We start from the raw sequence: 12,393 nt of genomic DNA on the forward strand, positions 1-12,393 counted from the left end.
CGAAGGCCTCCTTCAGCGGGCGCGCAGACGGCGCAGGTAGGGATCGCGCGCGGTGTGGGGCAGCAGCCGGATGCGGACGTCCAGGGGGAGGACCGCGTCCGGGCGGGCGAGTACGGGGTTGAGGTCGGCCTCGGCCAGCTGCGGCAGGTCGCACGCCATGCGGGACAGGCGCAGCAGCAGCTGTTCGAGCCCTTCGAGGTCGGCGGGGCGGCCGGTGCGGTGGCCGAACAGCAGCGGCGCGCACCGGGGAGCGGTGATCAGCGCGTGGACGTCCCGGTCGGTGAGCGGCGCGAGGCGGGCGGCGTGGTCGGCGAGGATCTCGGTGGCGGTGCCGCCGAGGCCGAAGAGCACCAGCGGCCCGAACACCTGGTCCTGGACGACGCCCGCGACCAGTTCGACGCCCCGCCCGGCCATCGGCTGGAGCACCGCGCCGGTCATCACGTCCGCGAAGCGCCCGGACAGCCGCGCGTACGCGGCGCGGATCTGCGCGGCGCCTTCCAGGTCCAGGTGCAGCGCTCCCACGTCGGTCTTGTGCAACAGACCCGGCCAGTACGCCTTGAGCGCCATCCGGCCGCCGCCGAGCCGCTCCGCCGCGGCCACCGCCGTATCGGCGTCGGCCACCCACTCCCAGGGCGGCTGCCGGATGCCGTACGCGTCCAGCAGCGCCCCGCACAGCCGCGGGCCGGCCCAGCCGCCGTCGGGGTGGCGGGCCAGGAAGTCCGTCACGAGCGCCGTGGCGGCCTCGGTGTCGATGCCGTCGAGCGGGGGGACGGTGCCCAGTGGTTCGGCGCGCCAGTGGGCGTAGGAGACGGCGTGGGCGAGGGCCCGCGCGGCGGCGGACGGCTCGGCGTAGGCCGGAACGGCGGTTCCGGGGCCGTCCAGCAGCCGTACGGGCACGTCCTGGTCGAGCAGGGCCGCGACGACCGGGCGGGGCCTTGTCCCGGACGGCGGGACGAGGACCCGGGTCGGGTCGTCCCCGGTCGCCGCGGAGAGTGCGGTGGGCACGAGCACCACGAGGACGCTGTCCACGGCGCCGTGCCGGGTCAGCAGGTCCAGGCAGGCCGCCAGCTGCGTCCCGGAGACGGCGGCGGTGGCGTCCACAGGGTTGACGGCACGTGCTCCGGCGGGGAGCACGCCGAGGAGTTCGCGGACGAGCGGCGCCGGCAGCTCGGGCACCCCGAGCCCGGCCTCCGCGCAGGCGTCCGCGGCCAGCACGGCCGCCCCGCCCGCGTTGCTGACCACGGCGGTCCGCGGCCCCGCCGGAAGCGGTTGGGTACGCAGCAGGGCGGCGGTCGCGACGAGGTCGCCGATGCTGTCGGTGGCGATGATTCCGGCCTGGGTGAACAGGGCCCGGCGGGTCATGGTGGGGGTGGCGACGGCCGCGGTGTGCGAGGCGGCGGCACGCCGCCCGGCCTCCGAGCGGCCCGCGTCCACGGTCAGGACGGGCATGGCGCGGGCCACCCGGCGGGCGGTGCGCGAGAAGCCGCGCGGGTTGCCGAAGGACTCCAGGTGCAGCAGCGCCAGGTCGGTGACGCCGTCGCTCTCCCACCACTGCAGCAGGTCGTTGCCGCTGACGTCGTACTTGTCGCCGAGCGAGACGAAGGAGGACACACCGATGCCGAGCCGGGACAGGGCGCCGAGCAGCGCGATGCCGACCCCGCCGGACTGCACGGCGACCCCCGCGGTGCCCGGACGGGGCGGTTGCGCGGCGAACGTCGCGTCCAGCCGTACGGCGCGATCGGTGTTGGCCAGGCCCAGGCAGTTGGGGCCCACCAGCCGCATCCCGTGGCGCCGGCAGGCGGCCAGCAGCCCCTTCGCCTGGCCGTCGTCGAGTCCGGATGCGACGGTGACCAGGGCCTTGACGCCGTGCTTGCCGCACTGTTCGGCGGCGTCGGGTACGGCTGCGGCGGGTACGGCCAGGACCGCGAGGTCGGGCACGTAGGGCAGCTGCTCGACCGACGGGTGGCAGGGCGTGCCGTCGATGGTGCCGGCGTGCGGGTTCACGGCGGCGAGCCGGCCGGTGAAGCCGTGCGCGCGGAGGTTGCCGAGCAGCGCGCGGCCGACCGACGACGGCGCACGTCCGGCGCCGACGACGGCGACCGAGGCGGGCCGCAGGAGGGGCTGGAGACTGGCTACGCCGGCGGTGCGGCCCCGGGCCTCCACGGCGCTCAAGTACGGTTCGTCCTCGGCCAGTTCGATGGTGCAGTGCACCTCGGGCCCGTCGAAGCGCCGGGCGGTGCGCAGGCCTAGGTCGGAGATGACCTTCAGCATGAGGTGGTTCTCGGTGAGGGCGTCGGCGGTGAACCTGCGGACGCCGGCCCTGCGGGCGGCGTGCACCAGGTGCTCCAGCAGCAGGGTGCCGATGCCGCGGCCGTGCCAGGCGTCGGCTACGGCGAGGCCGATGTCGGCGGACGCCCGGCCGGGGTCCCGGCGGTGGAACTCGGCGGTGCCGGTGACCTCGTCACCGGCGAGCGCGAGCAGTGCCCCGCCGTCCCCGTCCTCCGCGGCGCAGACGCGGTCCGCGGCCAGGACTGCGGAGTCGGTGCCCACGGTGAAGAACCGCAGCCGCAGGTTTTCGGGGGACATGCCGGTGAACATCCGCAGCACCCGCCCGTGGTCGCCGGGCCCGGCGGGCCGGATGCAGACCGTGGTGCCGTCGGAAAGCAGCGCGTGAACACTGCTGCCGGGCCGTGCGGCACGCGTCATCACAGCTCCTCAAGGTCGAGGCGGGGCCTGCTGCCGGGCTCTGCCGCCGAACCGGCGGCGCCGGGAAGCGGACCCGCAGCCCTGCACTGCCAGAGTGCGACCGCGGCTCACCTCCTGGCCCTGGGCCGAACGGCCCTGGGCATGGCCCGATCCGCCCCTGCACGGACGGGCGCCGGGGGAGCACGGTGCGAGCGACGCATCCGCAGAACAGCCCGCAGGAGTGATGGACATGGTGGAGCGGCCCGTGGTCGTGGGCGTCGACGGTTCGAACGGCAGCCTGGAAGCCGTGGACTGGGCGGCGCAGGAGGCCCGGCTGCGGGGGCTGCCGCTGCGGATCGTCCTCGCGTCGGCGTGGGAACGCTACGAAGGGGCGCTGCCGTCCTGCACCGACAAGCCGTCCGCGGAGCGCGTCGAGGAGCAGCGCGTGCTGGACAGCGCCGCAGAACGGGTCGCCAAGCAGTTCCCGGAACTGGCCACCACCACGCAGCTGGCAGCCCAGGACGCGGCGTCCGCGCTCGTCGAAGCGGGCCACACCGCCGCCCTTTTGGTCATGGGCCACCGCGGCCGGGGCGAACTCTCCTCGCTGTTGCTGGGTTCGGTGAGCCTCGGGGTCGTGGCGCGCGCCCGGTGCCCCGTGATCGTCGTACGGGGAAGCACCGCACGCCGGGCGGATGCCGGGAGCCGGATCGTCGTCGGCGTCGACGAGGGCTCGCGCAGTGAGGCCCAGGTGATGTTCGCGTACACGGAGGCGCTGCTGCGCCACGGCACGGTCGAAGCCGTCCACGCCTGGCGGTGTGCCCACAGCGGACTGCCGGAGGAGGGCGGGCCGCAGCACGCCAGAACGGCGGAACACACACAGCGGGCGACGGACATCCTCGACGGCGCGATGCGGTCGGCGGCCGCCGCGCACCCCGACGTCCCGCTGACGCTCCGGCCCGCCGAAGGCACGCCCCGCGACACCCTGCTCGCCGCCTCCGCCACCGCCGCCCTGCTGGTGGTCGGCGCCAAGCGGCGCACCAACGCCCACGGACTCCAACTGGGCCTGGTCAACCACGCCGTGCTCCACCACGCCGAGTGCCCGGTGGCCGTCGTACCGCACAGCTGATCCGGCGGCCGAAACCCGCCCGCGCGCCGGACTCCCCGCACCCTGCCCGGCGGCCTACGCTGCAAGACAAGGGGCCGGACGGGGAGGGGCGGCCGATGACGGACGGGGGCGGAGGGGACCGGCGAATGCCTCGTTCCCTGCCGCAGTTGCGCCTGGACGAACTGCTGGACGAGCTGCAGGCGCGGCTGGACGCCGCGCGGGTGGTCCAGAGCCGTATGCACAGCCTCCTGGAAGCGGTCCTGGGCGTGGGCCGTGAACTCGACCTCTCCCAGGTGCTGCGGCGCATCGTGGAGGCGGCAGTGATCCTCGCCGACGCCGAGTACGGGGCACTGGGCACGGTCGGCCGGGGCGCGTACCTCTCCGACTTCCTGCCGGTCGGCATGTCCGGCGAACTGATCGAGAAGATCGGCCCGCTGCCCGCCGGACACGGGATCCTCGGCGAGCTGATCCGCCACCCCGAGCCCCTGCGGCTGGCCGACCTGTCCCGGCATCCGGCCAGCTACGGCTTCCCCGCGCACCACCCGCCGATGCGGACCTTCCTCGGCGTGCCGATCCGGGTCCGCGGCGAGGTCTTCGGCAACCTCTACCTCACCGAGAAGCACGGCGGCGCCCTGTTCGACGCCGACGACGAAGCGGTCCTGACCACGCTGGCGGTCGCGGCCGGCGTGGCCATCGACAACGCCCGCCTCTACCACGAGAGCCTGCGCCGCGAACAACGCCTGGAAGCGCTGGGCGAGATCACCCGCAGTCTCCTGGCCGGCACGCACGCGGACGAGGTGCTGTCCCTGATCGTGCGGCGCGCACGCGAGGTCGCGCGCGCGGACGCGGCGGCGGTCCTGCTGCCGAGACCCGGCTCCGACGACCTGGCCGTCGAGGTGGCACACGGCCGGGACGCCGAACTGCTGTCCGGAGAGGTGGTGCCGTTGCGGGGCTCGCTGGCGGGGCTGGCCGCGCGCACGGGAGAGCCCGTCGTGACGGCGGACATCCGTACGGACCCTCGCGCCCATGCCATGCCCCACTCCGGACGGCGGGCGTACGGCCCGGTCGTCACCGTGCCCCTCCCGCTCGACCAGCACGCCACCGGCGCGCTGCGGCTGAGCCGGCTGACCGGCCGGGCACCGTTCGACGACGCAGAGGTGGAGCTGCTGTCCGGCTTCGCGGCCCAGGCGGCGCTCGCCCTGGAACTGGGTCGCCACCGCCGCGAGGCGGAACAGGTCGCCCTGCTGCACGACCGCGACCGGATCGCCCGGGACCTGCACGATCTCGCCATCCAGCGGCTGTTCGCCGCGGGCATGACGCTGCAGAGCGCGGGGCGGCTCATCGACCGCCCCGAAGCGGCCGAGCGGGTGGGCCGGGTGGTGGACGACCTGGACGAGACCATAAAGATCATCCGCTCCACGATCTTCGAACTCCGTACCGACAGCGGCGGGCGGAATCCGGCGGGCCTGCGCCGCCGGGCCGTCGAGGCCGTCACCGCGGCGGCCGGGCCGCTCGGCTTCGCCCCCTCCCTCACCATGGACGGCCGGGTCGACACCGACATCCCGGCGGCGACCGCCGAACACGTCCTGGCGGTGCTCGCCGAGGCCCTCAGCAACATCGCCCGGCACGCACACGCCCGGCACGCGGAGGTCCGCCTCAGCGTCCAGGACGACATCGTCCTGGAGATCGCCGATGACGGGACGGGCATCGCGGGCAGCGCCCCCGGCGGCGGACTGGCCAACATGCGGCGGCGCGCCGAACTGCTCGGCGGCACCGCCGAGGTGGCGGAGCGCGCGGGCTCGGGCGGCACCACGGTGGTGTGGCGCGTGCCGCTCCAGACGGCACCCCGGACGAAAGGAACCACATGACCCGAACCACCCCGGCACCCGAAGTCCGTACGGCGCGCGGCTCCGTCCGGGGCCAATGGCAGGACGGCGTGGCCGTCTTCCTGGGCATCCCGTACGCCCGGCCGCCCGTCGGCGACCTGCACCTGGCGGCGCCCGTGCCCGCCCTGCCCTGGGAAGGCGTCCGCGAGGCCGACGCCTTCGGGCCCCCGCCGCCGCAGTCCCTCGCACTCGGCTACGGCACCGGCCGGCCCGGCACGAAGGGCGCGGACGACTGGCTGACCGTCAACGTCTTCAGCCCCGATCCCGGCGCGGCGGGGCTCGCGGTCATGGTCTGGATCTACGGCGGTATGTACATGATCGGTTCGGCCGACGGGCCCGGCTACGACGGTACGGGCCTGGCGCGGCGGGACACCGTCGTCGTCACCTTCAACCACCGGGTGGGCGCGGAAGGCTACGGGCAGTTCGCGGACGCGCCGCCCAACCGGGCCCTGCTGGACCAGATCACCGCGCTGGAATGGGTCCGCGACAACATCGCGGCCTTCGGCGGCGACCCGGGCCGGGTGACCGTCTTCGGCGAGTCCGCCGGCGCGGGCGCGGTGGCCGCGCTGATGGCGATGCCCCGCGCGGCCGGCCTCTTCCACCGGGCCGTGGCGCAGAGCGTGCCGGGCACCTTCTTCACCGTGCCGCTGGCCGCGGACATCGGCCGGGCCGTCGCCGCCGAACTGGGCGTGGCCCCCACCCGCGCCGCGCTCGCACCGGTGACGCCCGACGCCCTGCGGGACGCGGCGGACTCCGTATGGAACGGGATGGCAGGCCGCCACCCGCGGTGGGGTCGGGCGGCCCGTGCACAGATGCCGTTCGCGCCCGTGGTCGACGGCGAGGTGCTGCCGCGGACACCGTGGGAAGCGCTGCGCACCGGGCAGAGCGCCGGTATCGGCCTCGTCGTGGGGCACACCCGGGACGAATGCCGGGGGTTCACCGCGCTCTCGGGGCGGCGCGGAAAGGTCACCGAGGACGAAGCCGCCGCCACCCTCGGATGGTGCGCGCCCGGCCCCGAGGGAGCGCGCGCCTACCGGACGGGGTACCCGGCCGCGAACCCCACCGACATGCAGGATCTGGTGCTGTCCGACTGGCTGTTCCGCATGCCCAGCCTCCATCTGGCCGAGGCCCACGTCGCCGGCGGCGGCACCGCGTACCTGTACGAACTGGCCTGGCCGAGCCCGGCGATGGACGGCGCGCTCGGCGCCTGCCACGGGCTCGACGTCCCGCTGGTCTTCGGCGCCTTCGACGGGGAGATCGCGGAAGCGCTCCTGGGGAAGGAACCCTCCGCCGAGGCCAGGGCCCTTTCGGAGTCGATGATGGCGTCCTGGACCGGCTTCGCCCGGACCGACGACCCCGGCTGGGTCCCGTACCGGCCCGAGGACCGGCTGACCCGGGTGTTCACCGCGGACTCCGTCACGGTGCCGTACCCGGCGCAGACATCACGTCTGATCTGGGCGGACTGGGCCTTCGCCGCGCTCGGACCGGCGGACGGCGGGTAACCGGCGACGGGCCGGCCCCGGACCGCCCCCGGGCCGCACGCCCGCCCGGCTCAGTTCTCCGGGTCCCGGTCACGAATCCGCTCGGCGAGGACCGCCGCCTGGATACGGCGGCCCACGCCGAGCTTCGCGAGGATCACGGAGATGCGGTTCTTGACGGTCTTCTCCGCGAGGTAGAGGCGGTGGGCGATCTGCCGGTTGGTCAGCCCCTCGCCGACGAGTTCGAGGATCTCCCGCTCCCTGGGGGAGAGGCGGGCCAGTTCGGGCGGTACGGGGTCCTCCTCGCCGCGGACCCGGGCCATGACCCGCGCGGTGGCGCCCGGGTCGAGCAGGGACGCCCCGGCCGCCACCGTCCGTACGGCCGACACCAGGTCGGAGCCCTTGATCTGCTTGAGGACGTACCCGGCGGCGCCCGCCATGATCGCGTCGAACAGCGCCTCGTCGTCGTCGAAGGACGTGAGCATCAGACAGGCCAGCTCCGGCATCCGGGCGCGCAGTTCCCGGCACACCTCGATGCCCTCGTGGTCGCCGCCCGCGTCGCCCGAACCGAGCCGTACGTCCAGCACCGCGACCCGGGGGCGCAGGGCGGGCGCCCTGGCCAGGGCTTCGCGCCGGTCGGCGGCCTCGCCCACCACCTCGATGTCCGGCTCGCCGTCGAGCAGATCACGCACACCCCGGCGCACCACCTCGTGGTCGTCCAGCAGGAAGACGCGGATCGGGGCGGGGGTGTCCGGTGCCGGTGTGGTCATGGGGCGTCGCTCCGTCCTGGGCGTGGCGGACCGCCTAGATGATGCTCCTTCCCGGACGGGCCCGACAGCGGGCGGTGCGCGATGCCCGGAGCCCGGGTGCCGGTTTCCCGCCAGACCCGGTCATCCCCGTGGCGGCCGCACGGTACCCGCAGGAGCGCATCTCCGTGCCGCCCGGCGGCGTCATCGCGTGCCACGGGAGGGAACGGCCGTTTCGACTCAATCGGCACGTTGTGCGGCGGTCGTGGCGGCGGCAAGGTTGAGAGCCGTTTGCCGGTGAGCACCCGAGGCCGTCCTCTGCCGCAGTCGTTGCGTAGAAGGGACTGACGGGCCATGTCCGCCACGTTGACGTTCGGCGCCGCCCCTGGAGCCGTGCCCCTGCTGGGCCACATCCCCGCCATCGGCAGGTCGTCACTGGATTTCATGGCCGCCCTGCCCGCGCACGGCGATCTGGTCCGGATTCGGCTGGGCCCGTGGCCGGCCTACGTGGTGTGCCATCCCACGCTGATCCATCAGGTCCTGGTCGACGACCGCCTCTTCGACAAGGGCGGCCCGACCTACGACAAGCTGCGCGAGGTGGGCGGCAACGGCCTGGTGACCTGTGAGCACCGGTACCACCGCAGGCAGCGGCGACTGGTGCAGCCCGCCTTCCACCGGAACCGGCTGCCCGGGTACGCGGAGGTGATGTCCGGGCAGGTGGACGCGGTCACCCGGTCCTGGAGCGACGGGCAGGTGCTCGACGTGGTCGCGGTCATGAACGCGTTCAGTACCGGCGTCGCGACCCGGACCCTGTTCGCCGGCGATGTCGACCCCGCGGTGCTGGCCGAGATCCAGCAGGCCACGACGGAGATCTTCACCGGTGTGGCCCGGCGCCTGATCGTGCCGTTCGCGTGGCTGGACCGGATTCCGACGCCGGGAAACCGCCGCTTCCTGCGCGCCCGGCGCCGCTTGGAGCACCACACCCACCAACTGATCGCCGACTACCGCAGGGCGGGCGTCGACCACGGCGACCTGATGTCGATGCTGCTGGCCGCCCGCGACGACGACGCGCACGGCCTGACCGACGACGAGATCCACGACCAGGTCCTCACCTTCTTCTCCGCCGGCAGCGAGACGGTGTCGCCCGCGCTGTCCTGGGCGTGGCACCTGCTGGCGCACCACCCGGAGGCCGAGGCCCGGCTGCACGACGAGGTCGACGCCGTACTCGCGGGCCGCACCGCCCACTACGACGACATCCCGAAGCTGCGGACGACCGCGCGGATCATCACCGAGACGCTGCGCCTGTACCCGCCGGTCTGGCTGCTGACCCGGCGTACCTCAGCGGAAACCGAACTGGCCGGACAGCGCCTGCCGAGCGGCAGTGTCCTGGTCTTCAGCCCGTACGTCCTGCACCACCATCCCGGCTTCTATCCGGACCCCGACCGGTTCGACCCCGGCCGGTGGGAGGACGGGACCGTCTGTCCCCGTTCCGAGCAGGCCTTCACACCGTTCGGCGGCGGGGCCCGCAAGTGCATCGGGGACGAATTCGCCAAGACCGAAGCCACGCTCGCGCTGGCCTCCATGGCCGCGCGCTGGCGGCTCGAACCCCTCCCTCGCGAACGGGTACGCCCCGCACCACGCCTCGCGCTCGCCCCGCACGCACTGCGCATGCGCCTGCGCCGGAGGTGCGGCCCTTGAGCAGCGAGCAGGCCGCCGCACCCCGTCCAGCCTCCTGAAAGCGTGAAATCCGCGATGCAGAAGCTGAGCTGCTCCGACACCGCCCTGGCCGCCCACCGCGAGATCAACCGGACGTCGAGGCCCTATCCGCGCGACAGCAGCCTGCCGGAGCGCTTCGAGTACTGGGCCGCGCGCCGCCCGGACGCGCCCGCGGTCGTGCAGGGGGGCCGTGAACTGAGCTACGGCCGACTCAACCGGCTCGCCAACGGACTGGCGCGCACCTTGCGGGGGAGAGGCGTCGGGCCGGGCGCCACGATCGGCGTGTGTGTGGCCCGTTCGCCGGAGATGCTGGTGGCGCTGCTGGGAATCCTGAAAGCGGGCGCGGCCTACGTGCCGCTGGACCCCGGCTGGCCGGACGAGCGGCTCCGGTACGTCCTCGACGACGCCGGCAGTACCTGGGTGCTCGGCGACCGGCCGGCGGCGCTCGCGCAACGGCTCGGCGGTGCCGTTTGCCGCGTCCTGCCGAGCTGGGCGCACACGGAGGCGGGTGAGGACACGAACCCGCCGCGCCGGTCGGGTCCCGACAGCATCGCCTGCGTCAACTTCACTTCCGGCTCGATGGGCCGGCCCAAAGGCGTACCGATCTTCCACCGCGGCATCAACCGGCTGGTGCACGGCCCCACGTACGGACCGATGAACGCGCACAGCCGCGTCCTGCAGATCACACCCGTCACGTTCGACATCGCCACCTGGGAGATCTGGGGAGCGCTCCTCAACGGCGGGGTGTCGGTGCTGTATCCCGCCGAGCCGATCCGCCTGTCCGTGCTCGACAAGGTCGTGAAGGACGGGCGCGTGACCATCACGCTCCTGACCACGGCCCTGTTCAACCTGGTCGTCGACGAAGCTCCGGAAGCCCTGGAAACCGTGGCCACCATCACCTCCGGCGGCGAGGCCCACTCGATCCGGCACATGGCCAAGGCGGTACGGACGTACGGGCCCGGCCGCGTGGTCAATCTGTACGGCCCCACCGAGTGCACCTGCATCGGCACCTTCTTCCCCGTGGACGAGCCGCCGCGCGAGGACGCCCCGCTGCCGATCGGGAAACCCATCCAGAACACCCGGCTCTACCTTCTCGACGACGCCGCGGAAAGGCTGTGCGAACCGGGGGAGAGCGGGGAGATCTGCCTGGCCGGGGACGGGCTGGCGGCCGGTTATCTGGGGCTGCCGGAGCTGACCCGTAAGCATTTCATCCACCGTCGCGTCGACGGCGTGCCGGAGCGCCTCTACCGGACGGGGGACCGGGGGCATCTGCTGCCCAGCGGCGACGTGGTCTTCGACGGGCGCCTGGACGACCAGGTCAAGGTGAACAGCTATCGCATCGAGCTGGGTGAGATCAGCCACCACCTCAACGAAAACGTGGCGGTCAAACGCAGTTATGTGACGGTCCGCGACCGTCGCGGCGAGAGGTCACTGGTGGCGTTCGTCGTCCCCGCCGTCCCGGACATCACGCCGGAAATCCTGCGTGCCCACCTGGCGGCGAAACTTCCTCGCTACATGGTCCCGGCACAGATATATCTCTGCGACACCTTTCCTTTGACCCCGAACGGAAAAGTCGACGGCCGGGCCCTGCTCGCGCACTTCACCGATCCGCAAGGAGCGTCCGCGCCGTGAGCGATGTCGCCGAACCGGCTCCCGCCGCCCCTGAAGGGCTGGTCCGAACGACCCCTACGGAGGCGATCCTCGCGGATATGTGGCGCGACCTCCTGGGGCGCTCCGCGGCCGGTACCGGGGAGAACTTCTTCGAGGCCGGCGGCACGTCGGTCATGGCCATCCGATTCCTGCAGCGGGTGGAGAAGAGATTCGGCCCCGACGTACTGACACCCGAGCAGCTCTATGAAGATCCCCGGCTCGGCGCGCTGGCGAAGGCCGTCGACGTCTCGCTCGCCGACGGCTGATTCCGCCACCCGCACCGTGCACTCCCGTTTCCGCGAACTCACCGGTTGCCACACCGCACAACAACAGCACCCGAATTACAAGCCGGGGCGCGATTTCATCCGCCGGCCGCCTGGCTTGAACGGTTGCTTGCGAGCGGTACGGACCCCCAGTAGTTTTCGCAGCGGCGCCGAGAAATCTCTCGTGAAGCGCTCGTTCCACATTCGACCGTCGGACTCACCGATGCGCGTGGAGGCGAAACATGGCGACGGACAACGCGGCTCAGGTCTTCGAATTGCGTTTCGAGCACTTCGACGCGAACAAGGACGGCCGTATCGACCGCTCCGACTTCGAGCAGGAGGCGAACAGTCTGATCCGCGCTTTCGGCGCCGACCCGGACTCGCCGCGCGCTCTCGCCCTGGAGAACAGCTACCTGGCGGTCTACGAGTACCTCGTGCGCAAGGCCGGGGCGACGGGCGGCGAACTGCGCCGCGAGGAGTTCGTCGCGGCGTCGAAGGCCGCCATCACCGACCGGGGCGGCGCGGGCTTCGGCGAGGTCCTGGCACCGTACGCACACGCCTGCGCCAACCTGTGCGACGCCGACGGCGAGATCAGCCAGGAGGAGTACGGCAAGTGGCTCACGGTCATCGGCGTCCCCAAGGAGGCCGCGGCCGAGTCGTACCGGGCCATCGACACCGACAAGGACGGCAAGGTCTCCGTCGACGAGTTCATCTCGGCGATCAAGAGCTACGTCCTCGGGGAGTCGAACATCGGGATGCTCGGCTAGGAGCGCTCGCCGGCACACCTCGGGCACGGCTGGCGGACGTGTCGTGCCCGACCCCGCGACCTGCGGGAACCCCTTGCCATGACAAGGGCGTTCCCGC

9 protein-coding genes are annotated in these 12,393 nt (G+C 73.1%); 7 read left to right on the forward strand and 2 right to left on the reverse strand.

Translation table 11 applies throughout. The features are described from left to right. Positions 1–12: 12 nt before the first annotated feature. Entirely contained in the window at positions 13–2,706 is a 2,694-nt protein-coding gene (locus ACFV57_RS14585; protein WP_385230585.1) for a GNAT family N-acetyltransferase, read from the reverse strand. A gap of 229 nt (positions 2,707–2,935) precedes the next feature. Between ACFV57_RS14585 and ACFV57_RS14590 the strand changes: the two genes are divergently transcribed. The 3 genes from ACFV57_RS14590 to ACFV57_RS14600 all read left to right on the forward strand — a co-directional run bounded on the left by ACFV57_RS14590 (position 2,936) and on the right by ACFV57_RS14600 (position 7,178). Then, positions 2,936–3,811, forward strand: a complete 876-nt coding sequence (locus ACFV57_RS14590; RefSeq protein WP_385230588.1) for a universal stress protein — start codon at positions 2,936–2,938, stop codon at positions 3,809–3,811. Positions 3,812–3,936: 125 nt separating this feature from the next. After that, on the forward strand, positions 3,937–5,658 hold the full coding sequence (locus ACFV57_RS14595; RefSeq protein WP_385230591.1) for a GAF domain-containing protein: 1,722 nt from the start codon (positions 3,937–3,939) through the stop codon (positions 5,656–5,658). Then, positions 5,655–7,178 (forward strand): carboxylesterase/lipase family protein, encoded by a 1,524-nt coding sequence (locus ACFV57_RS14600; protein WP_385230594.1) that lies wholly within the window; start codon positions 5,655–5,657, stop codon positions 7,176–7,178. Before ACFV57_RS14595 ends, ACFV57_RS14600 begins: the two co-directional genes overlap by 4 nt. A 50-nt stretch (positions 7,179–7,228) precedes the next feature. Here the strand turns inward: ACFV57_RS14600 and ACFV57_RS14605 are convergent, their stop codons facing one another. Next, positions 7,229–7,924: a response regulator gene (locus tag ACFV57_RS14605; protein ID WP_385230597.1), complete on the reverse strand. Its 696-nt coding sequence runs from the start codon at positions 7,922–7,924 to the stop codon at positions 7,229–7,231. Positions 7,925–8,254: 330 nt separating this feature from the next. On the opposite strand from ACFV57_RS14605, the gene ACFV57_RS14610 reads away from it, so the two are divergent. The 4 genes from ACFV57_RS14610 to ACFV57_RS14625 all read left to right on the forward strand — a co-directional run bounded on the left by ACFV57_RS14610 (position 8,255) and on the right by ACFV57_RS14625 (position 12,296). Further along, positions 8,255–9,598: a cytochrome P450 gene (locus tag ACFV57_RS14610; protein ID WP_385230600.1), complete on the forward strand. Its 1,344-nt coding sequence runs from the start codon at positions 8,255–8,257 to the stop codon at positions 9,596–9,598. A gap of 42 nt (positions 9,599–9,640) precedes the next feature. Continuing rightward, complete coding sequence (locus ACFV57_RS14615) at positions 9,641–11,248, forward strand: amino acid adenylation domain-containing protein (RefSeq protein WP_385230602.1); 1,608 nt, start codon at positions 9,641–9,643, stop codon at positions 11,246–11,248. Then, positions 11,245–11,532 (forward strand): phosphopantetheine-binding protein, encoded by a 288-nt coding sequence (locus tag ACFV57_RS14620; protein ID WP_385230605.1) that lies wholly within the window; start codon positions 11,245–11,247, stop codon positions 11,530–11,532. Before ACFV57_RS14615 ends, ACFV57_RS14620 begins: the two co-directional genes overlap by 4 nt. 239 nt (positions 11,533–11,771) lie before the next feature. Next, a complete protein-coding gene (locus ACFV57_RS14625) occupies positions 11,772–12,296 on the forward strand; it encodes an EF-hand domain-containing protein (RefSeq protein ID WP_385230608.1) in 525 nt (174 codons plus the stop codon). Positions 12,297–12,393: the final 97 nt, after the last annotated feature.

Origin of the sequence: Streptomyces sp. NPDC059788 (genome assembly GCF_042732265.1) — a bacterium.
Taxonomy (GTDB): Bacteria; Actinomycetota; Actinomycetes; order Streptomycetales; family Streptomycetaceae; genus Streptomyces.